Origin of the sequence: Pontibacterium sp., assembly GCF_964228735.1 — a bacterium.
In the GTDB taxonomy this organism is placed as follows: Bacteria; Pseudomonadota; Gammaproteobacteria; order Pseudomonadales; family Balneatricaceae; genus Pontibacterium.
The window spans coordinates 1-20,815 of the sequence record NZ_CAXRBQ010000135.1 but is presented as its reverse complement, the minus strand read 5'-3'; the positions used below and the strand labels follow the sequence as shown (position 1 = coordinate 20,815).

The 20,815-nt window shown below is 53.2% G+C and carries 19 protein-coding genes; 13 read left to right on the top strand and 6 right to left on the bottom strand.

Translation table 11 applies throughout. The features are described 5' to 3' along the window. Positions 1–109: 109 nt before the first annotated feature. Complete coding sequence (locus ACEQ15_RS15250; RefSeq protein ID WP_370280084.1) at positions 110–718, bottom strand: hypothetical protein; 609 nt, start codon at positions 716–718, stop codon at positions 110–112. Positions 719–1,479: 761 nt separating this feature from the next. Here ACEQ15_RS15250 and ACEQ15_RS15245 point away from each other — a divergent pair. The 4 genes from ACEQ15_RS15245 to ACEQ15_RS15230 all read left to right on the top strand — a co-directional run bounded on the left by ACEQ15_RS15245 (position 1,480) and on the right by ACEQ15_RS15230 (position 5,414). Further along, entirely contained in the window at positions 1,480–2,655 is a 1,176-nt protein-coding gene (locus ACEQ15_RS15245; RefSeq protein ID WP_370280083.1) for an acyl-CoA dehydrogenase, read from the top strand. Beyond that, complete coding sequence (locus ACEQ15_RS15240; protein ID WP_370280082.1) at positions 2,655–3,866, top strand: CaiB/BaiF CoA transferase family protein; 1,212 nt, start codon at positions 2,655–2,657, stop codon at positions 3,864–3,866. Before ACEQ15_RS15245 ends, ACEQ15_RS15240 begins: the two co-directional genes overlap by 1 nt. Before the next feature lie 261 nt (positions 3,867–4,127). After that, positions 4,128–4,670: a cupin domain-containing protein gene (locus tag ACEQ15_RS15235; protein WP_370280081.1), complete on the top strand. Its 543-nt coding sequence runs from the start codon at positions 4,128–4,130 to the stop codon at positions 4,668–4,670. Between the two features lie 66 nt (positions 4,671–4,736). Further along, positions 4,737–5,414, top strand: coding sequence for a tRNA (adenine(22)-N(1))-methyltransferase TrmK (locus ACEQ15_RS15230; protein ID WP_370280080.1), 678 nt, complete (start codon positions 4,737–4,739; stop codon positions 5,412–5,414). 308 nt (positions 5,415–5,722) lie between these two features. Here the strand turns inward: ACEQ15_RS15230 and ACEQ15_RS15225 are convergent, their stop codons facing one another. Next, complete coding sequence (locus tag ACEQ15_RS15225) at positions 5,723–6,322, bottom strand: short chain dehydrogenase (protein WP_370280079.1); 600 nt, start codon at positions 6,320–6,322, stop codon at positions 5,723–5,725. A gap of 120 nt (positions 6,323–6,442) precedes the next feature. Here ACEQ15_RS15225 and ACEQ15_RS15220 point away from each other — a divergent pair, with 120 nt between their 5' ends. The 7 genes from ACEQ15_RS15220 to ACEQ15_RS15190 all read left to right on the top strand — a co-directional run bounded on the left by ACEQ15_RS15220 (position 6,443) and on the right by ACEQ15_RS15190 (position 12,479). Further along, the gene (locus tag ACEQ15_RS15220; RefSeq protein ID WP_370280078.1) at positions 6,443–7,330 is read left to right on the top strand and encodes a LysR family transcriptional regulator; all 888 of its coding nucleotides are present in this window, start codon (positions 6,443–6,445) and stop codon (positions 7,328–7,330) included. Positions 7,331–7,542: 212 nt separating this feature from the next. Beyond that, positions 7,543–7,752, top strand: a complete 210-nt coding sequence (locus ACEQ15_RS15215; protein WP_282354146.1) for a cold-shock protein — start codon at positions 7,543–7,545, stop codon at positions 7,750–7,752. Positions 7,753–7,951: 199 nt separating this feature from the next. Continuing rightward, complete coding sequence (locus ACEQ15_RS15210) at positions 7,952–9,103, top strand: YHYH protein (RefSeq protein WP_370280077.1); 1,152 nt, start codon at positions 7,952–7,954, stop codon at positions 9,101–9,103. A gap of 93 nt (positions 9,104–9,196) precedes the next feature. Then, positions 9,197–9,370 carry a DUF2986 domain-containing protein gene (locus ACEQ15_RS15205; protein WP_370280076.1) on the top strand — a complete coding sequence of 58 codons (174 nt, stop codon included), beginning with the start codon at positions 9,197–9,199 and terminating at the stop codon, positions 9,368–9,370. Between the two features lie 2 nt (positions 9,371–9,372). After that, positions 9,373–9,798, top strand: a complete 426-nt coding sequence (locus ACEQ15_RS15200) for a group II truncated hemoglobin (RefSeq protein ID WP_370280075.1) — start codon at positions 9,373–9,375, stop codon at positions 9,796–9,798. 169 nt (positions 9,799–9,967) lie between these two features. Beyond that, the gene (locus tag ACEQ15_RS15195; protein ID WP_370280074.1) at positions 9,968–10,564 is read left to right on the top strand and encodes a LemA family protein; all 597 of its coding nucleotides are present in this window, start codon (positions 9,968–9,970) and stop codon (positions 10,562–10,564) included. 10 nt (positions 10,565–10,574) lie between these two features. Beyond that, on the top strand, positions 10,575–12,479 hold the full coding sequence (locus ACEQ15_RS15190; protein WP_370280073.1) for a M48 family metallopeptidase: 1,905 nt from the start codon (positions 10,575–10,577) through the stop codon (positions 12,477–12,479). Positions 12,480–12,569: 90 nt separating this feature from the next. Here ACEQ15_RS15190 and ACEQ15_RS15185 read toward each other — a convergent pair whose 3' ends face one another. From ACEQ15_RS15185 to ACEQ15_RS15170, 4 genes are all read right to left on the bottom strand, one after another. Then, positions 12,570–13,979, bottom strand: a complete 1,410-nt coding sequence (locus ACEQ15_RS15185) for a sodium-dependent transporter (RefSeq protein WP_370280072.1) — start codon at positions 13,977–13,979, stop codon at positions 12,570–12,572. Between the two features lie 327 nt (positions 13,980–14,306). Then, positions 14,307–15,536: a Glu/Leu/Phe/Val dehydrogenase dimerization domain-containing protein gene (locus ACEQ15_RS15180; protein ID WP_370280071.1), complete on the bottom strand. Its 1,230-nt coding sequence runs from the start codon at positions 15,534–15,536 to the stop codon at positions 14,307–14,309. Between the two features lie 163 nt (positions 15,537–15,699). Continuing rightward, positions 15,700–16,740: a 4-hydroxyphenylpyruvate dioxygenase gene (hppD, locus tag ACEQ15_RS15175; RefSeq protein WP_370280070.1), complete on the bottom strand. Its 1,041-nt coding sequence runs from the start codon at positions 16,738–16,740 to the stop codon at positions 15,700–15,702. 314 nt (positions 16,741–17,054) lie between these two features. Then, positions 17,055–17,960 (bottom strand): LysR family transcriptional regulator, encoded by a 906-nt coding sequence (locus ACEQ15_RS15170; RefSeq protein ID WP_370280068.1) that lies wholly within the window; start codon positions 17,958–17,960, stop codon positions 17,055–17,057. Positions 17,961–18,711: 751 nt separating this feature from the next. On the opposite strand from ACEQ15_RS15170, the gene ACEQ15_RS15165 reads away from it, so the two are divergent. Continuing rightward, positions 18,712–19,410, top strand: coding sequence for an ATP-dependent zinc protease (locus tag ACEQ15_RS15165; RefSeq protein ID WP_370280067.1), 699 nt, complete (start codon positions 18,712–18,714; stop codon positions 19,408–19,410). Between the two features lie 11 nt (positions 19,411–19,421). Further along, a partial coding sequence (locus ACEQ15_RS15160; RefSeq protein ID WP_370280066.1) for a UUP1 family membrane protein occupies positions 19,422–20,815 on the top strand: 1,394 nt, incomplete at its 3' end.

The window sequence follows — 20,815 nt, the reverse complement described above, 5'->3', positions numbered from 1 at the left end:
TATTCTTTGCCAGATCCAGTCCAATAACTCTAGTCTTAATCATGGTCTCCTCCAACACGTCCATCAGATAGTGATTTTCTACTTTCTATCTTGGCGCATTGTGACGCCGTTAGGGACGGGAGGAGACCATCTCATCAACCTGAGCTGTATAGATCCCAATCACAAACTCCCACTTATCTTCGATATCGCCGCTCCAGGAGGTCACCTGATTGCGCTGGAAGGCATCCTCCAGCGATGAGACCTGGTAGTTGCCATAGAAGCGCAGACGCTGCATAAACTTGCCTGTTTGGGCGTGCTCGGCGTTGATCGACTCAATGTCAGCAACATAAGCACTGTGCTGGTGAATTACCGTTTGTTTTAGCTGGTTGAGCTGATCAAGGGTTGCGTTCAGACTCTCACTCTCGGGGCCAAATTCGCTCCTGTTTAGCTGCTCCAGTGCGATGTACGCTGCCTTGAGGTGTTGCTCGATTTGTTGCTGCGCGGTTGTGGGTATCGCTTCCTGATAGGCGAGGTAACTGCGTAACTGAGCGGTGCTCTGGTTCACGTTGAGGTTTAACGTTGCTGCGCTGTCTGCACTTTGCCACGCCTCTCCTGAGATCTCTTCCAAAGAACCGCGGATGCCGATAACGCCGTTCAGGGCGTACAGGCTGCTCAGAATAAGTACCGCCAAAGTCAGGAGAAAACAGCTTCCCAGTTTGATGCCGATGGTGAACTTCATAATTAGGCTCTCGGGCTAATTGTTATAGTTTTCTGAGAGTTAGCTAAGCAAGAGCGGTGCCATACGCGTTCGGATCACATAGGCTCCGGATGGTGCGGGCTTGACGTGGTTGATTCGCGGGAAACGGGCAGAAATGGGTGGATTTCCGCCAAAATCATCAAATGGGATGGGTGGTTGTTAGCCGAAAGTCGTAGGGCGGGGCGAAAAAAAGCGGGCCGGGACCCGCAAAGTAAGCAGCTTTAGAGCATGATTAAAGCGCTGTAAATTGGTGTTGTCTGTCTGCCGACACCTCTCTCTTGCCTTTCAAAGGCAGGTTCTCTCTGAACAAAGACCTGGCCAGTTTGCGTCAAAGAGGCTGTTTTTATTCTTTGACAGACCCTGATCTATATCTGGGCTCAATGTTCTTTATTTCTAACATGTACTGTGCGGTTACTTAAACCACCCTCAGCCAAAGCATGATCTGCGTCATGTTTAGGTTTTTGAACAAAAAATAATCCAAATTTTTTGCTTTTGCACTGCGGAATGCCGATAAGGCATTGTTAAACAAGCTATTTAGCCGAATACAGCTGCTGCAGATGCTGCGGAAAATATAGATATTATTGTGTTTTGTCTATGTTTTTGGTCCGAAAACGGCTGTGTGTTTCTTGATCTTGTAAAAAATAATGCACAGTATGTGTGTCATATTCTTCGAAATACCCGTGTGGGTGTTCGATAAAAACAAACAGCGAATGACATCATCAGAGTTAAACGAGGCCATATTCATGAGCAAGCCGGTATTCAACTGGGAAGACCCTTTTCTGCTGGAAGCACAGCTGAGCGAAGAGGAGCGCATGGTCATGCAGAGCGCACGCGACTATGCGCAGGACCGTCTGCTGTCCCGTGTAACAGAAGCTAACCGAAACGAAGTATTCCACACTGAAATCATGCAGGAACTGGGTGAGCTGGGTCTGCTGGGCTGCACGCTGCCGGAAGAGTACGGTTGCGCCGAAGTAAATCACGTGTGTTACGGCCTGGTTGCCCGTGAGGTTGAGCGTGTGGACTCCGGCTACCGTTCTGCGATGAGTGTGCAGTCCTCGCTGGTAATGCATCCGATCTACGCGTACGGCAGCGAAGAGCAGCGTCGTAAGTACCTGCCAAAGCTGGCCAGCGGTGAATGGATCGGTTGTTTTGGTTTGACTGAACCGGATGTGGGTTCTGATCCGGCAGGCATGAAAACCCGTGCTACCCGTGTGGACGGCGGTTACCTGCTTAAGGGCTCTAAGATGTGGATCACCAACTCGCCGGTTGCAGACGTGTTTGTTGTCTGGGCGAAGCTGGATGACACCGTACGTGGCTTTATTCTGGATAAAGGGATGCCGGGTCTGTCTGCGCCGAAGATCGAAGGTAAGTTCTCCCTGCGTGCATCCATCACCGGTGAGATCGTGATGGATGATGTGCTGGTACCGGAAGAGAACCTGCTGCCAAACGTGCAGGGTCTGAGCGGTCCATTCGGCTGCCTGAACAAAGCTCGCTATGGTATCGCATGGGGTGCGCTGGGTGCGGCGGAGTTCTGCTGGACTCAGGCGCGTCAGTACACGCTGGACCGTATTCAGTTTAAGCGTCCGTTGGCGGCGAACCAGCTGGTGCAGAAGAAGCTGGTGGATATGCAGACCGAGATCTCCCTGGGTCTACAGGGTGTGCTGCGCATGGGTCGCATGATGGATGCTGGTGAGTGTCCGGTAGAGCTGATCTCCTTGATGAAGCGCAACAACTGCGGCAAGGCGCTGGATGTCGCCCGCGTATCACGTGATATGCACGGCGGTAACGGCATCTCCGACGAATTCCACGTAATCCGTCATGTGATGAACCTGGAAGCGGTGAATACCTACGAAGGTACCCACGATATTCACGCGCTGATTCTGGGGCGTGCACAGACCGGAATTCAGGCGTTTTTCTGATGGCTGGCGCGCTGTCACATATCCGCGTGCTGGATCTGAGCCGCGTTCTGGCTGGCCCTTGGGCCGGCCAGATGCTGGCCGATTTTGGCGCGGAGGTAATCAAGGTGGAGCGTCCGGGCTTCGGGGATGATACCCGTGGCTGGGGGCCTCCGTTCTTCAGTGACAACGAGGGGAATCCAACAGAAGCTGCCTATTTCCATGCAGCAAATCGCAACAAGCGATCTGTGGCGATCGATATCGCCAGCGAAGCCGGACAAAACCTGATTCGCGAAATGGTAAAACAGTGCGATGTAGTGCTGGAGAATTTTAAGGTGGGTTGTCTGGCCAAGTATGGCTTGGACTACGTAAGCCTGAAGCAGATCAATCCAGCGATTGTGTACTGCTCGATTACCGGATTTGGCCAGGACGGCCCTTACGCGCAGCGTGCGGGTTACGACTTTATGATCCAGGGCATGGGCGGGCTGATGAGCGTGACCGGCGAGCCTGAGGGTATGCCGATGAAAGTAGGTGTGGCTCTGGCCGATGTGATGACCGGTTTATATGCGGCGAACGCGGTGCAGGCTGCACTGTTGAATCGCGCCGAAACCGGCAAAGGTCAGTATATCGATCTGTCCTTGCTGGACGTGCAGGTCGCAACACTTGCCAATCAGGCTATGAATTTCCTGGCCAGCGGCGAATCACCTGCGCGGTTGGGTAATGCTCATCCCAACATTGTGCCTTATCAGGCATTTGCCACAACCGACGGCCATATCATTCTGGCGGTGGGTAACGATAAGCAGTTCCGTACCTTCTGTGAAATCGGTGGTAATCCCGCGCTAGGCGAGAACCCCGCGTTTGCAACCAACCGCAAACGGGTGGAGAACCGAGCCGATCTCATACCGCATGTGGCTGAGATGATGGCGAAGCAGAGCACCAACTGGTGGCTGGAGCAGTTATCAGCAGCCTGTGTACCTTGTGGCCCGATCAATACCATCGAGCAGGTGTTCGCCGATCCTCAGGTACAGCATCGCGAGATGCAGGTTGAGCTGGAGCATCCGAAAGCCGGGAAGGTTGCAGGTGTGGGCAATCCTGTGAAGTTCTCAGATACCCCGGTCGAGTACCGTTCAGCACCGCCGATGTTAGGCCAGCACACCGAGCAGGTGTTGTCCGATCTGTTGGAGATGGATGGTAAGGCCTTGGAAGGATTACGCCAGTCGGGTGTTATCGCCTGAGGGGATAGCAGCAGAAATGGATGGCTTACAGATAAGCCATCAAGTAGATAGCAGAGTGATGAAGATACACTCCAGGGAGGAAATTATTCTTCGAGATGCTCGCTGCAATGGCTGAGTATCAATCGTGAAAAGGCAGCAGTGCCTGCAGTGTGGAGAGTCACTAGGCACTTCAACGCCGCCACTGAAGCGGTCTGCAATTAAGTAAGTTGTTGGTATAATGGCGCGTATATCGGGACTTACTTATATAAAGGTGAATACATAGTGGATGTAGGAGAGCGCTTAAAAGCGATTCGCGAGATCAGGGGCTTGTCCCAGCGCGAGCTCGCCAAACGTGCCGGTGTAACCAACAGCACTATCTCCATGATCGAGAAAAACGGCGTCAGCCCATCCGTCAGTTCACTGAAAAAAGTCCTGTCCGGAATCCCTATCTCTATCGGCGATTTCTTCACCCTCGATATCGAAAACATTGAACCTGAACAGGTGGTCTTCCGCCAGGCAGAGCAACCGGATATTGGTTCAAATAATGTTTCTCTAAAACTTGTTGGTGCGACCCTGAAAGGGCGTTCCATGGATATTCTCCGCGAAGTTTACCCACCGGGTGCGGATACCGGGCCTGAGATGCTGCAGCATGACGGTGAAGAGGGGGGCATTGTGGTGCGTGGAGAGATCGAACTGACCGTTGGCTTTGATATCTACCAGCTGAAAGCAGGGGATGGTTACTATTTTAATAGCAGCCGACCGCACCGATTCCGCAACACCGGCACGGAAGAAGCAGAGATAATCAGCTCTAACCCGTCTACTTAACTCACTCCATCGATCCGTTACCAATTCGGCTATCAGGTCATTACGTTACTCTTAGGCAGTATTCCGTTGAAACTTAGTCATCGCCTCGAACAGATCAACCAGATGGTTACCGATCAGTATGACCATATCTGGGACTGCTGTTGTGATCACGGCTTTTTAGGTGCTGCGCTGCTGCAGCGTGGTGCTGCGGACAAAGTGCACTTCGTGGATGTGGTGCCTTCGTTAACCGAGGTACTTGAGGTTCAGCTGGCGCGTTTTTTACCAGATTTTCTGAAAGGGTATGACTGGCAGGTCCATTGTATGGATGTGTCGACTTTGAGATTGCCAGAGTCGTCAGGACGTCAGTTGATCATTATTGCTGGGGTGGGTGGTGATCTCACACTGGAGATGGTGCAGGCAATCACCCGCACACATCCTGACCGAGAGTTGGAGTTTATGCTGTGCCCGGTACGACAGCACTACCTGCTGCGCCAGGGCTTGATTGAGTTGGAGTACGGCCTGCTTGATGAATCATTAGTGCGTGAGAACAGACGGTTTTACGAGATTATCCATGTTTCCAGCGACAGTGACTGTGTGATCTCACCGATAGGGGATCGGATGTGGGATCTGTCACGGGATTTAGACCGAGAATATCTTAGCCGTACCATCGCCCATTACGAGCGGATGGGGCGCAATGCGGGGCAGGAAGCTGAGCAGATTCTTGCACATTATCGGAAGCTGCAGGTTAGCGCGGAAAAGCTGTAGCAGCCCTCTTGTATGCCCATTAGGGTGCTGAGGGCGACACCTATTACGGTTTGAGTTCGGGAACGGTCGCGGTCGGAGCCCGCTGCTACAAATCGTACCCTGTAGCAGCCCGCTCCGAGGGCGACAACCACCGTGGTTTAAATTCAGGACAATGTCGCGGTCGGCACCCGAAGGGCATAAAAGCCCGCTGCTACAAGTGCCACAAAACACTATATCCCCAGTGTAGGTTGGTCACCGTGAAGCGGTGCCCAACATGTTAGGCATCGCTTTGCGATGGCTAACCTACAAAGGCGTTACAACGCTTCGCATTAGAGGTAGTCAGGTACGTCCAGCGTCTCGCCGTGCATCTGGCCGTTTACTGCAACTTCGTATGCTTTGGCAGTATCCGCTGCTGAGATTCCGTGGGTGGAATCCATACCCATCATCTCCATAGTTTCTTTTACAAAGGCCGGTGCAACCACGTTCAGGCGCAGGTTTTCCAGTTCCAGAGCGGCTGCCTTGGCGTAACTTTCCAGCGCGCCGTTTACCATGCTGATCGATGCGCTCCCCGGCATTGGCTGGCGGGACAGAATACCTGAGGTCAGGGTGATAGAGCCTCCTGCGTTAATGTAGTCCTTACCGATGCGCACAAGATTTACCTGCCCCATCAGTTTGTTGTTCAGAGCCAGCTGATAGTCTGCGTCGGTCTGATCATTCAATGGACCGAAGTTAGCCAGTCCGGCAGTGGAAATTACCGCATCAACCGGGCCGCTTTTTTCAAATAACTCTTCGATGGAGAGTGAACTACCCAGGTCTACCTGCAGATCGCCGTCACTGTAACCCACAGCGATTACTTCGTGCTCTTTACCCAGACGTTCTGCGACCGCTTTACCGATGGTGCCGGTTGCACCGATAACCATAATTTTCATATTTGTTGCTCCACTATATGTGTTCGTTCTACGTGTTCGTTTGTATGGGTAAATCGTACGACTGTGCGTTAAAATGAAAAATAACGTGAATTTGAAAACATTATTCTCATGAAAAGAAAAATGGATCTGCTCAAAGCGATGCGGACCTTTCTGGTGGTGGTTGAGCATCAGAGTTTCACGGCCGCGTCGCAGGCACTCAATCTGGTCACATCGGCGGTCAGTCGCCAGGTTGCAGACCTGGAACAGCATTTTGGTTGTCAGCTGCTGTACCGCACTACACGTGCCATGCATCTCACGGTGGAGGGGCGGTTCTATCTGGAACAGTTTCGTGACGTGCTGCAGCGTCTGGACGATCTGGAGGCACTGACCTCGGAGCGAAAACAAACGGTCAGTGGCCATCTGAGAATGACCGCACCGATGAATATCGGACGGCTCGGTGTGCAGGATGTAGTGGGTGATTTTCTGCGTGAGCATCCGGACGTCAGGTTGTCATGGATGCTGGTAAACCGCTTTGTGAATCTGGTGGAAGAGGGGATTGATCTGGCGATTCGCGTCGGCGATCTACCCGACTCCAGTTTTATTGCCCGGCGTTATGACTCGCTGGAGGTCTATTATGTCGCCAGCCCGGAATACCTGCGTGAGCAGGGTGTACCGAAGCATCCCAAAGAGCTGGTCGAGCACAAATGTGTAGTGGACAGCTCTAACCGGGTGCCTGGACGTTGGCGTTACCACACCGATAAAGGGGAGCAGCAGGTGAGCGTGAATGCTGCGGTCGAGATCAACCAAGGGGAGATGGTGGCGCAATTTGCCGTTGCCGGACACGGTATCGCCCATCTTCCAGACTTTCTGGTGCAGAAGTATCTGGACAGTGGCGAGCTGGTTTCGATTCTGGATGAATACCGTTTGCCGCCTGTGCCTGTGTCATTGGTGTATCCGGCAAATCGGATGGCCAGTCCTGCACTGAAGGCACTTGTGGATTATCTTCTCGCGAATCGCCCCAAAAAATAGGGGATTTAGGGCTGTACGCAAAGAATTCATTTGACTCCGCAAGGGAACTCTATAAGCTGTGCGGCAGCTCGCAAGAAAAACCATTGTGTTAAGTACCCTTCGTTTTGTCGCATTATCCGTAATTCGTCCTGAAGTTCTTAAGTACAGTCAATTCTTCATGCTACCCATGCGTCTTGTTGGCGCGATTAAACTTATTTACTCAGGATAAAATCATGTCTGATACAGTTACTGGCACCGTTAAGTGGTTCAACGAAACTAAAGGTTTTGGCTTCATCGCTCAGGAAAACGGCCCTGACGTTTTCGCACACTTCAGTGCTATCTCCGGCAACGGCTTCAAAACCCTGGAAGAAGGTCAGCGCGTAGAATTTCGCGTGACTCAGGGCCAGAAAGGTCCACAGGCTGAAAACATCGTTGTTATCTAAATAGTTGCCTATTTAGACTGGAACGATCTGTGATTTGAATTTGTTCGAATCACAGCGCCAGAAGAAGGGTAAGGCTTAACGGTCTTACCCTTTTTTGTTGCCTGCAATTCCCTCTTTTCAATTCTTTACACCCTTTCTCACATTTCCCTCGCATTTGCCTCTTAAGGTAGAGTCTGGTTGCAGATGAAGGAGAGTATAAATGCGTTTAGCAGTTGCAGGAATGGTAGTCGCGATGATGGTATCAGGCCCCTTGTATGCGCATCAGCAGGATGAGCAGGCATGGGTTGGTTGGGAAGGTGATCAGCCCGGCGTATTGCAGGATCTGGTCGATATTTTGGTGACGCCGGTGTACGCGGAGGCGCAGATCTCCGTTGACGGTAACCACCGTTTAATCCATTCCAACGGTCTGCCAGACCATGACACCGGACGTTTTCCAAACTCGGGTAATCCGCACCGGATTCAGGAAAAGTCGAAAACCTACCGGGTACCGTTGAACCCGGAGTACAGCGCTCGAACCACCCGGCTGGGCCTCTGGCCGTTTGGTGTAGCAGTGAATGGTGTACCCTTTGATCCCGGTGCGGCGGAGTTCTGGCGGCGGGACTTCAATTCTGGTTGGCAGTACGAAGCGCTGGGTGGTGCGGTGAATCTAGGCGTAGATCGCAATAATGCCCACGTTCAGCCGGACGGTTCCTACCATTATCATGGCTTGCCAACGGGTTTGCTGGAGCGTTTTTCTGATTCTTCTGTGCCCATTCTGCTAGGTTACGCCGCGGATGGTTTTCCGATCTACGGACCCTACGGTTATCGTGATGCAGAAAATACCACGTCGGGAATGCGGAAACTCAGCAGCAGCTACCGAGTAAAATCTGGTACACGTCCTGGTGGTCCGGGTGGTCGTTATGACGGTTCCTTTGTACAGGACTACGAATATGTCGCAGGGCTTGGGGATCTGGATGACTGTAACGGTCGCACTGGTGTGACCCGCGAGTATCCGGAAGGTACCTATTACTACGTGATCACCGACAGCTTTCCATTTATCCCCCGTTGTTTTCACGGTACGCCGGATCGCAGTTTTATGCGTGGACCGGGCGGTAGTGGGGGGATGGGGCGACCGGAAGGCGGATCTGGTCGACCTGGTAGTTTTAACCGAGAGATGATCGGCGCATCGGGCGGTCGTGGTCAGGGAAATGGTCCAGGTAATGGTCGTCGACCACCCCAGGAAGCGATTGATGCCTGTGACGGTCGTGACAAAGGGGATCAGGTAAGTTTCGTGACGCCACATGGACATGAGGTGTCCGGCACCTGTGAAGCGCGTGACGGTATGCTGTTTGTGATCCCACAACGCAGATAACCTGAAAAGCGCAGAGGGGCTGAGAATTTGGGTTCGGCCCCTGACTGGCGGTATCATAGGCGTTTGATATTCAGATAAGGCATCAGCCGGCGCATGAACCGACGTAAAAAGATCAAACAGATTCTGACCAAAAAAGCCAAGAAGGCGAATGCGAAGAATCAGCACTCGAATAAACCCCGTTACATCTCCAAGGCTGAGCGAGAAAAAATGGCGCAGGCAGCTGAATCTGCTGATGTCGAAGCTGTGACTGAATCCGAAGAGGTGTAACCGTGCATTCCATTTCTGAACCGACTACCGATCAGCCTGCATACGGCCAGGGGGATACCTCTTATCAAACGGCGGGTGGTTACGACACCATCCGTGTGCTGGTGGATCACTTCTACGATGCGATGGATACGCTGCCGCAGGCTGAGCGTATCCGTAAAATGCACCCGGAAGATCTGACCGAGTCCCGCGATAAGCTGGCCCGTTTCCTGTCAGGCTGGTTGGGAGGCCCGAAGTTGTACTCAGAAAAGTACGGCTCGATCCGCATTCCCAAGGCGCATGCCCATCTGCCGATCGGCTCCGAGGAACGTGATGCCTGGCTGGCGTGTATGGAACAGGCACTGACCTTTATGGATTACCCACAGGACTTCAAAACCTACCTGATGGCGCAGCTCTTTGTGCCTGCTGAGCGCTGCCGCACCCGCGATTAACCTTGCTCATTGGTGGTGGCAGAAAGTTTGATCTGCCACTACAAAACACCAACAAATCTCTGATTTTGCCTCGAAATTTCATCTGACTGAGCTATGGTTCTAACTCGGCTTTGATCTTGTCGGCCCTCTGCTGGCAATAGTGTCTGAAACCTGTTGCGAAGGATGAAATATGGATATTGGAACTATCGTTGCTCTGGTGATCGTAGTGGCATTGGCTGTGCTGGTAGTCAGCATCTACAACCGCCTGGTGACCCTGAAAAACCGTTATCAGAATGCATTCAGTCAGATCGAGGTGCAGCTCAAGCGCCGCTACGATCTGATCCCTAACCTGGTCGAAACGGCCAAAGCCTATATGGCGCACGAGAAAGACACCCTGACGGCAGTTATCGAAGCGCGTAATGAAGCCGCTGCGATGCTGAAAGGTGCGGCGGCGGATCCAGCCAGTGGTGGTGCAATCCAAAGTCTTGCCGGTGCTGAAAGTGCCCTGCAGGGGGCATTGTCTCGCCTGAACTTTGTGATGGAAGACTATCCGGATCTGAAAGCAAACGAGAACATGATGCAGCTTACCGAAGAGCTGAGCAGCACAGAGAATCGTGTGGCGTTTTCCCGTCAGGCGTTTAACGATGCCGTAACCAGCTACAACACCTACCGTCAGACCTTCCCGCCGGTGCTGTTTGCGTCCATGTTTGGGCATACCACCGATGCCTCTCTGCTGGAGTTTGAAGACAGTGCTGCAATTCAGGCGGCGCCAAAAGTTACCTTCTGAGTTGTAGTTTATGGACTTTTTTGCGCATCAGGATCGCGCGCGCCGTAACACTGGCTGGTTGGTGGTGCTGTTTATTATCGCCGTTACCCTGCTGGTGTTTCTCGCCAATTTCTGCATCGCTGTTGCGATCGGCTGGACCGAGCTGAACGGGACTAATCCAAACGGCACCAACAGCTTTAACACGATCCTGAATCAGTTCAGTTGGACACGTTTCATCTACGTTGGCATCGCTATCTGGTGTGTGGTGCTGGGGGCGATTATCTTCAAACGCTTGCAGCTTTCTGAGGGCGGCAAACGTGTCGCTGAATCCCTGGGTGGGCATCGTATCTACCCCAACAGCGAAGATACCGATGAACGTAGGGTGCTTAATGTGGTGGAAGAGATGGCGCTGGCATCGGGTATGCCGGTACCTCCCGTTTATCTGCTGGCCAACGAGGTGGGTATCAATGCCTTTGCGGCGGGCAATTCACCTTCGGATGCGGTGATTGGTGTAACGCGCGGTTGTATAAACTTGCTCAACCGGGATCAGTTGCAGGGTGTCATAGCCCATGAGTTCAGTCATATCCTGAACGGCGATATGCGCTTGAACATGCGCTTGATCACCGCACTGCATGGCATCGAGTTTATCGGTGGTATGGGTGAGGTCCTGCTGCGTGTTCGATCCAACCGGAGTGGTGCACAGGTATTTCTCCTTGGTGGCGTGCTTTGGATCATCGGGTTTCTGGGGACACTCTTTGGCGACATGATCCGCTCGGCCGTCAGTCGACAGCGGGAGTTTCTGGCCGATGCCTCGGCAGTGCAGTTTACGCGCAACCCGCAGGGGATTGCCGATGCCCTGAAAGTGATCGGTGGGCATCAGGCAGGGACCTCCATTTCCAGTCCGGCGACCGGTGAGGTCAGCCATATCTTCTTTGGTCAGGCATTAAGCCGACTGGGCGGCATGTTTGATACGCACCCGCCATTGATGGATCGTATCCTGCGTGTGCAGCCTGAATGGAACGGCGCATTTATCTATAAGGAAATTCAAAAAGACACTACCGACGCTGAACCGGAAGACAGCGGCAAAGAGAAAATGGCCAAAGCAGTTGCTTTAGGCGCGGCACTGAACGGGGAGTTTATCGATCCGGCCGAGCTGCTTCTGCAGGGCAATATCGTCAGCGTACAGGAAGGGTTGAGTCATATTCCCGACTCTCTGCGAGAGCAGGCACACGACCCATTGGGGGCCAGCGCTTTGATGCTGGGTTTGTTGTTCAGCGATGACGAAGCGGTGTATCAGAAACAACTTGGCTATCTGAAACAGAAGCCAACGCCGGGCCTATTGGAGTTGATTCAGCAGCAGACACCGGCTCTGGAGCAGCTCTCGCGGGCGCTTTATCTGCCGCTGTTGGAGCTGAGTATGCCCGCGCTGAAATGCCTGTCTGCCGAGCAGTACAAGCTCTTTAAACAGCGTCTGTTGCTGCTGATCCGGGCGGATGAAGAGGTCGATCTGTTTGAGTGGTGTCTATTCCAGGAGCTGCAGCACTACCTCGATCCGGAGTTTGGTAAGGTTCGCAACCTGCGGCCCCGTTATCGGGAGATGCAGCAGATCGCTGAGCCCTATCGCTTGGTGTTGTCGGTGCTGGTCTACGAAGGACACGATGACCGTGAAGATATCGAGCGTGCCTTCAACCGTGGTATTGGCAGCGCAGGATTGTACAACCTGGCTATCGTGCCGGAAGACGCTTGTGACCTGGGTGAATTCCGTGCTGCCGTGAAGGAGCTGGCTTATGCCTATCCACATCTGAAACCGCGTATGTTGATGGGCTTTGTGAATGCCGTGAAACAGGATGGGGTAATTACGCCGATTGAGCGTGAGATCGTGCGCAGTATTGCTGCGGTGATGGACAGTCCGGTGCCATCGCTGGATGAAGCGTAGGGAAAAAACAAAGTAACCACCCGACACCGAGAGAGGAGATTCGGTGAAGGGTGGGGGAGAACAACCTTAATCAGGTTTAATCGGGTTTGATCAGAGCTTGATAAAACCCAGCGCGTTCAGGAACACCACAATGATGGCGATTGGGGTGATAAAGCGCATCACAAACTGCCATGCGGTGAACAGCAGACCGCCGCCCAGTCCCAGTTCCTCTTTAACCACGTTGGATTTCATCACCCAGGCAGCAAACAGGGCTACCAGCAGGCCACCCAGCGGCATCATCAGGTTGGCAGTCAGGAAGTCGATGGCATCGAAGAAGGTCTTACCGAACAGGGTCGCGTCCTGCCAGATGTTGAAGGAGAACACGGTACCCAGACCCAGCGTCCACAGGATCAGACCAACCACCGCACTTGCTTTACCACGGGACATCTTGCGCTTCTCAACCAGCCAGGACACGGTTGGCTCGATCATGGAGATCGCAGAGGTCAGCGCGGCCATGGACAGCATCACGAAGAACAGGGTGCCAAACAGCGTGCCGTATGGCATCTGACCGAAAGCGATTGGCAGGGTTACGAAGATCAAACCTGGACCAGCGCCCGGTTCCAGACCGTAGGCGAATACGATTGGGAAGATCGCCAGACCCGCCAGCAGCGCTACGCAGGTATCAAACACACCGATCATGATCGAGGTTTTGGCGATAGAAGTATCCTTGGATACGTAGGAGCCGTAAGTCATGATCGCACCGGATGCGAGACTCAGCGTAAAGAATGCGTGGCCCAGGGCAACCAGAACCGCTTCGGTGCTCAGCTTGCTGAAGTCCGGTGTGAACAGGAACTCGATCGCATCCACAAAGTGACCGGTGCTGGTCGCGTAACCCACCATTACCAGAACCAGTGCGATCAGCAGTGGCATCATGTAGTTGATCGCTTTTTCGAGACCTGCGTGCAGACCGCGGGAAACGATGTACATGGTGGTGACGACAACCACTGTGCTCCACAGCAGCAGCTGAGCCGGATCGGCCAGCATACCGCCAAACATGGCACCGGCTGCATCAGGCGTAATATCGGAGAAGGCACCGGACACCGAGGTTACGGTGTAGGACAGGGTCCAGCCGGAGATTACGGTGTAGAAGCTGAGGATCAGGAAACCACAGAGGATCGCCATCCATCCCACACCTTTCCACATCGGATTGGCACCGGCTTCCTTCGCCATCGTGGCCATTGCACCGGTAGGGTTTTGCTGGGAGCGGCGGCCGATCATGATCTCGGCCATCATCACAGGGATACCGATCACCAGGATACAAGCCAGGTAGACCAGTACGAACGCACCACCACCGTTTTCACCGGTGATATATGGGAATTTCCAGATGTTGCCCAGACCTACGGCAGAACCCGCAGCCGCAAGGATAAAGGTCAGGCGGTTGGACCACTGCAGGCGGCCGCCTGCAGACACAGCAGTAGAACTGCCAGCATTGGATGCACTGGCATTGATAGCATCAGACATAGAAGCGTTCCTTATTATTATTCTGCTATTAACGGAGCGTAATACTCCGGATTTTTATATTTGTTGTATTGGACGTAATTGCTTTGGGATTTTTATGTAGCAGCGGGCTTTTATGCCCTTCAGGGTGCTGGCCGCGACATGGTCCCGAATGTAAACCTCGGTGGGTGTCGCCCTCAGAGCGGGCTGCTACAGGGTGCGACTTGTAGCAGCGGGCTCCGACCGCGACGTCTTCCCGAAGGCAAACCATGGTAGGTGTCGCCCTCGGAGCGAGCTGCTACAGGAATAAAAAAGCGCCGGGGATAAACACCGGCGCAAATCGTCGAAGGATTAATCCGTCAGCTGCTCCAGAGAGATCTCAAACGCGGTCTGCGCAACCTGGGTGGTTGCACGGGAACGGTTGTGACACTGGATCAGGGCACGCTGAATGGTCTCGGACACGTCGTTGAAGATGGCACGGTCTGAGATCTCGATCTCGCTCTCCATCAGGAAGGCGAAGGCACGGGCCATGCCGCAGTTGGCGATGAAGTCCGGGATCACTGCGCAGTTCTGGTCGGCGTATTCGTAGATCGGTCCGTAGAAAATTTCCGGATCGTTGAACGGTACGTTGGCGCCGCTGGACACCACTTCCAGGCCACCCTTGATCAAGCGGCTGATCTGGTCCTGGGTGATCAGGCGGGATGCTGCACACGGCAGGAAGATGTCGGCTTCCACGTCCCAGATGCGGTTGTTTACTTCCTCAAACGTGAGCATGTTGTCCGCGGTCAGGGTGTTATGCTGCTTGTTCATAAACAGGTCAGTCACCTGTTCCGCAGTCATCCCTTCTACATCGATCAGACCGCCGTTACGGTCGATGATGCCCACCACTTTTGCACCGGCTTGCGCCAGGTAGTACGCCGCGGCAGAACCCACGTTACCCCAGCCCTGCACAATGACACGTTTGTTTTGTACGTCACCGCCGTAGATGTCGTAGTACTTCACTACAGACTCCGCGACACCCCAGCCTGTGATCAGGTCAGCGACCTTGTATTTGCGGCTGGAATCCGGGGTGTAGTGGCTGTCTTCTACGATCTTGGATACACCCATACGCAGCTGACCCACTTTCTGGATCTGTTCGCTGGTGGTGGGTTTGAAGTGACCGTTTACCACGCCCTCCTGCGGATGCCACAGGCCCAAGCTTTCAGTGATCGGGATTACTTCATGTACTTCGTCTACGTTCAGGTCACCGCCGGTGCCGTAGTAGGCTTTCAGCAGTGGTGCGACTGCCGCGTACCAGCGCTTCAGGACGCCGTGTTTGCGTGGATCAGCCGGGTCGAAGTTGATGCCGGACTTAGCACCGCCTATTGCGGGACCGGAAACGGTGAACTTCACCTCCATGGTTTTCGCCAGGGATTCCACCTCGTGGCGGTCCAGGCCTTTACGCATACGGGTACCACCGCCAGCAGCACCGCCGCGCAGGGAGTTGATCACTACCCAGCCCTGGGCTTCGGTTTCGGAATCGTTCCACTCGAACACAACTTCTGGTGGAGTGTTTTCGTAGTTCTGGAGGAGTTCTTTCATTTTCATATTGTTATTCTGCTTATTGTTGGGTGTTGCAAATTGGCTTAATTAGGCACAGCGATACCTGCAGCACCGATGGTGAGTCGGAGCTGTGCCTCGTAAAAATGTTTAGAAACGTTTGGGAACGGTGCACTCGGGGGAGCACGACCGTTCCCGGGATAACTCAGATGACGCCGCGGCGCTCCTGGTCACGTTCGATGGAGTCAAACAGTGCCTGGAAGTTACCTTCGCCGAAGCCCTGGTTGTTCTTGCGCTGAATCAGCTCGATAAAGATCGGGCCGAACAGGTTCTTGGTGAAGATCTGCAGCAGGTAGCCGGAGTCGTCACCGTCCACCAGTACCTGGTGCTTGTGGATACGGTCGTGGTCTTCAATCACGTGCGGTACGCGGTTGAACACTTCGTCGTAGTAATCGTCGTGGATATCCAGTGTATCGATTACGGAGCGATCCAGTTTATCCAGGGAGTCCAGCAGGTTGTCGGAGCGGAACGCGATGTGCTGTACGCCCGGACCGTTGTACATATCCAGGTATTCGTCGATCTGGTTGTTGTTGTCGTCTTTACCTTCATTGATCGGGATGCAGAAGGTGCCGCAAGGAGACTGCAGTGCGTAGGAGAGCAGAGCGGTCTTCTGGCCTTTGATATCGAAGTAACGCACTTCAGTGAAACCAAACACGTTTTTGTAGAAGTCGGCCCACGTCTGCATGGTGCCTTTGTAGACGTTGTTGGTCAGGTGGTCGATGTTGATGAAACCTTTGTCTTCCACCAGTACCGGGTCGGCCAGGTCTTCGAAGTCAGCTTCGTAGATGCTGCCATTAGCGCCAAACTTGTCGATAAAGTAGATCAGGCTGTCGCCGATGCCGTAGATGGCTGGGTACGGCAGATCCTTGCTGGCGTCGTCTACAGGTTTTGCACCACGATCGATCGCAATAGCCAGCGCCTGTTCGGCGTCGTCCACACGCCAGCCCATGGAGCTGATTGCAGGGCCGTGGGATTTAGCAAACGCTGCAGAGAAGCCCGCTTTCTCGTTGTTCAGCAGAAAGTGGATATCGTTCTGGTTGTAGTAGGTGATGTCCTTGCCTTTGAATGACTTCAGCTTGGAGAAACCAAATGCCTTGAACACATCATCCATAAACCCGGTATCAGGGCTGCAAAACTCCGTGAACTCGATACCGCGAAGGCCCAGTGGGTTATGTGAGTTGTTCATAGTCGTGTCCCATTCTTGATCAGTTATTGTTATTTGCCGGGACGAATCTGCTGGCTTAGCCGTTGCTCTTTGTCCCTGCGTTCTTGATATTTGTCATTGTTAAGCGAATCTTGAGCAATAAAAAGAATAATATTTGCATAATCTTTATCTAATAATTAGATGTTTATGTGCGTATGAAAGTTCAACAATTCTTAATTTGTACACATTGCCGGGTGTGTGAAGTGGTTGGAGATGGTATTGGAGGTGGTTGGGAGAGATCAGAAAATGGGGAGCGGACTGGAATCAGATGGATATTCCAGCCCGGACGATCAGATTTATTGAACGTTTTGCTTGAACTGTTCGAACTCGGACAGGATTTCGTCAAGGATCAGTTCACCCGCTTTTCCCAGTGGTTGATCGGTCGGGTAGACGAGCAGTGGGGTGAATGAGGAGCGTGAACCCCCTTCGTAATCCAGCTCGACCAAGGTGCCTGCGGCCAGTTCGTCGGCGATCAGGAAGTCCGGCATCCAGCCAAAACCCAGACCCATCATCAGGCCCGCTTTTTTGCTCATAAAGCCATGCATGTAAAACACGCGGTCTCCACCAAACTGGTGCTCGTCCAGACTATCCGTGGATGTTTCGCTGGAGTCGTGGATGGTTAGTTCTACATGCTCCAGCAGGTGGTTCAGGTCGATGTTGTGAAGACTGGCCAGTGCGTGATCCCGGGCGGCCACCAGGACAAAGGTGATTTGTGGCAGCGGCACGGCTTTCAGGTGGGGACCGGGTTGGTAGTCCTTCACCAGCATCATATGGGCCTGGTCTTGCTCAAAGCGCTTTTGTACGCCGCGCATCGCCTCGACTTTGACCTGGATTTTGGTGGGAATCTCCCGATCAACCAGCACCTTCATCGCCTTCATAACCGGTTCCATCGGCAACGATGCGTCGATCACCAGATCGAAGTTGGGCTCCCAGCCCTCGGAGTAGTGGTCCGCCAGCTTTTCGATGCGAGCCGCCTGTTCCAGCAGACGCTTGCCCTCAATCCACAGCGCTTTCCCTTTAGGGGTCAGTTCGGCGCGGTAGCTGCTGCGGTCGAAAATGGTCACGTCCAGCTGGTCTTCCAGCTTCTTGATCTGGTAGCTGATCGCCGACTGCGCCTTGTGCAGACGGTTGGCGGCTTTAGCGAAGCTGCCTTCTTGGATAACAACGTCTAATACCCGTAGTGCTTCAATATCCAGACGCATTGGTGTGTTGGCTCCGTCATAGTTTGGTTTTAGACTATCAGTAAATTTGATGGAGTTGGTAGAAAATATATTCTTTCTATCGTCTGTTTGATTCTCTAAATTGAGCGTCCTCAATGACCTTTCGGGTGCATCTGCACACCGATCAGGTTGTTGGGAAGTGCTTTAACGGCTCTGTAAAGCACGGCTCTCACACAAAAGACGAAACAGAATAACAATAACGCTATGACTTACATCGATATATCGACAGCACCGAGTTCAGCTGTCGCCCACCCGGCAGGTCTGGTCAATCTGCTCGAATCCTTTTCGTTCAGCCTTCGGTCAACCAACACGTTGCGCAGATAGGTGTTGTGCTGGAGGTCTGAATTACAAAATCCTGCAACCGGTGTTGGCGGCGGTGCCGATTAAGACAATTTGGGGCGTCCGGTGCCTCCGTCGGACCGGACTGCAGGACTCGTTTTGTAATCACACCTGTACAGAGACACATAAACCGCAGACCCTCGGTGAGTGTCTTCCATCAGTGGTACTGAATAACGTTACCGCGTTTTAAGGAGGCTCTGGCCTCCATTTTTTTGCCTTGTAACCGGCGTCATTCCTGTCGGGTGACGAAGAGTGTCCATGTGTTCAAATACGTGCTGAAATCGACGAGCCCATTTCTGGCAGCTATTCTTTCTTCAATACAGGATAAATTCCGCGCATTTCTCACAATACAGCTGTAGCCGGATTAAAACTCACCGATCAACGGAGTTATACGATGAGAGCATTGATGATGCTGCTCGCGATACTCTTGCTTGAGGGATGCATAGCAACAGAGCGTTTACAGCGTGAAACCATTTCAGTGGCACAGTCGGCCGATCAGCAGTGCCGTGAATCCCTGGTCCTGATTGAAGAACTGATCACCGCCCAGGAAAACACCACCAAAGCGATTGAACGGGAAGCGGAATCCCGCGAAGCGCTCATTCGAGTCCGTAAGGCGGCGCCTCCGGATTGCCCCAAAATTCGTGAATCTCTGCGCAACAAAACCATTGTGGGGGCAGTGGAGTGGGCAGTGGTTGATTTGGGGAATGAGCAACTGGTTGCTAAAGCCCGGATGGATACAGGCGCAGCGACATCTTCATTGAGCGCGACAGAAATTGCCGAATTTGAGCGTAACGGCCAGCGTTGGGTGCGCTTCAAGCTCGCCGATGGACGCACAATCTCACAAAGGTTAGAGCGCTTTGTAAAAATACGTCAGGCGGCGGCAAGCGAAAGTAATCGGCGCCCGGTTGTGAAACTGGGCGTGAAAATCGGTGATATCACCCTGATCGGTGAGTTTACCCTGGCGGATCGCAGTCATCTGAAGTACGAGGTTTTGATCGGCCGCAATGTGTTGCGTGATCTGATGGTTGTGGATGTTGCCCGTCTCCATGTTCAGGGACCGAAGCCTGAGAATGGCAAACAGGCCAGGAAATAGTTGGGGGAGATATGCAAGAGAGAATCCCCTTTTATCTGTTGATCATCCTGTTGATTGGCATTGGCCTGGGAAGTGCAATATATCGCCACGTGAGTCTTGAGATCCCATGGTTGCCCGGTGAAACCCGCGAAATCTGGAGCGTGGAAGCACGACTGGAGTTTGTCGCTGATGGGGGGGCTGTTGTTGCGCAACTGGCTATTCCCGATACACAGCCCGGATTTACTTTGTTGGAACAGGCAACTGCATCACCCGGGTACGGACTCAGCTATCTGACCGAAGAGCAACTGCCAGCCGTGCGCTGGTCGGTACAGCAAGCGTACGGCAAGCAGGTGCTTTATTATCGGGCGACATTCTTATTGGACAGCAAGCAGACCGCCGCCTGGCCAGAACCTCCCGAAGTCCTGCCTGCCCCCATCCTTCCTGAGCCTATCTCTTTGGCCGCGTTGGCGATGATCGAGCAGGCGCAGGCACAGTCTGCCGATCAGATAACCCTGGCGGCACAGCTAATGAATGCACTGGGATCAGAAGATCAGCAGGTTGCGCTGTTAAGGCAGGACAGAACTCTCGCCGAGGCTGCATTGTTACTGATGCAGTTTGCTGCAATCCCCGCACGACAAGTCACTGCCGTCCGCCTCAGGCATAACCGCCGCAATCAGGATAGCGAGCCTTATCTAATGGTTTATTCGGGTGATGAGGTGGCGTTCTTTAATCTGGAAACCGGTAAGGAGGGACGCCCGGCTCGGTTGCTGATCTGGGAGATGGAAGATCAGCCGCTGATTGATCTGGTGGGTGGGGCGAATACGCGTATAAGTTTTTCGATGCTGCGGGAGGTGGTTAAGGTTCAAACTGCATTGGAAGAGAAGTATGCCGATGTGAGTGCCATGCAGGTTTCGCTGCACAGTTTGCCGCTGGAGGAGCAGAAGCTGTTCCGCGGACTGTTGCTGATTCCTGTGGGTGTCATTGTTGTCATGATGATGCGTGTGCTGGTAGGGCTCCGTACCTCAGGTACGTTTATGCCGGTATTGATTGCATTGGCGTTGATGCAAACAACCCTTGGGGCAGGGCTTGCCGGGTTTGTACTGGTTGTGGTGACCGGGTTGGTTGTGCGGGGGTATCTGTCGCGGCTGAATTTATTGCTGGTCGGTCGTATCAGTGCGGTGATCATCGTTGTGATCTTGCTGACAGCAACGTTCTCCGTCATCGCCTATAACCTGAGGATTGTCGAAGGTCTCAATATTATTTTCTTCCCCATGATCATTATTGCCTGGACCATCGAACGACTCTCCCTGCGATGGGAAGAGGAAGGGCCTGACGAGGTGCTTAAACAGGGTGGTGGTTCCCTTTTGGTTGCACTGCTGGCGTACATGGTGATTGCCAACCACTACGTACAACACCTGGCGTTTAA

Coding starts and splice junctions, on each gene's coding strand:
- ACEQ15_RS15180 (WP_370280071.1), bottom strand. CDS start 15,536: ATGAAAGAACTCCTCCAGAACTACGAAAACACTCCACCAGAAGTTGTG.
- ACEQ15_RS15170 (WP_370280068.1), bottom strand. CDS start 17,960: ATGCGTCTGGATATTGAAGCACTACGGGTATTAGACGTTGTTATCCAA.
- ACEQ15_RS15240 (WP_370280082.1), top strand. CDS start 2,655: ATGGCTGGCGCGCTGTCACATATCCGCGTGCTGGATCTGAGCCGCGTT.
- ACEQ15_RS15205 (WP_370280076.1), top strand. CDS start 9,197: ATGAACCGACGTAAAAAGATCAAACAGATTCTGACCAAAAAAGCCAAG.
- ACEQ15_RS15225 (WP_370280079.1), bottom strand. CDS start 6,322: ATGAAAATTATGGTTATCGGTGCAACCGGCACCATCGGTAAAGCGGTC.
- ACEQ15_RS15185 (WP_370280072.1), bottom strand. CDS start 13,979: ATGTCTGATGCTATCAATGCCAGTGCATCCAATGCTGGCAGTTCTACT.
- ACEQ15_RS15250 (WP_370280084.1), bottom strand. CDS start 718: ATGAAGTTCACCATCGGCATCAAACTGGGAAGCTGTTTTCTCCTGACT.
- ACEQ15_RS15215 (WP_282354146.1), top strand. CDS start 7,543: ATGTCTGATACAGTTACTGGCACCGTTAAGTGGTTCAACGAAACTAAA.
- ACEQ15_RS15245 (WP_370280083.1), top strand. CDS start 1,480: ATGAGCAAGCCGGTATTCAACTGGGAAGACCCTTTTCTGCTGGAAGCA.
- ACEQ15_RS15210 (WP_370280077.1), top strand. CDS start 7,952: ATGCGTTTAGCAGTTGCAGGAATGGTAGTCGCGATGATGGTATCAGGC.
- ACEQ15_RS15195 (WP_370280074.1), top strand. CDS start 9,968: ATGGATATTGGAACTATCGTTGCTCTGGTGATCGTAGTGGCATTGGCT.
- ACEQ15_RS15165 (WP_370280067.1), top strand. CDS start 18,712: ATGAGAGCATTGATGATGCTGCTCGCGATACTCTTGCTTGAGGGATGC.
- hppD (WP_370280070.1), bottom strand. CDS start 16,740: ATGAACAACTCACATAACCCACTGGGCCTTCGCGGTATCGAGTTCACG.
- ACEQ15_RS15220 (WP_370280078.1), top strand. CDS start 6,443: ATGGATCTGCTCAAAGCGATGCGGACCTTTCTGGTGGTGGTTGAGCAT.
- ACEQ15_RS15190 (WP_370280073.1), top strand. CDS start 10,575: ATGGACTTTTTTGCGCATCAGGATCGCGCGCGCCGTAACACTGGCTGG.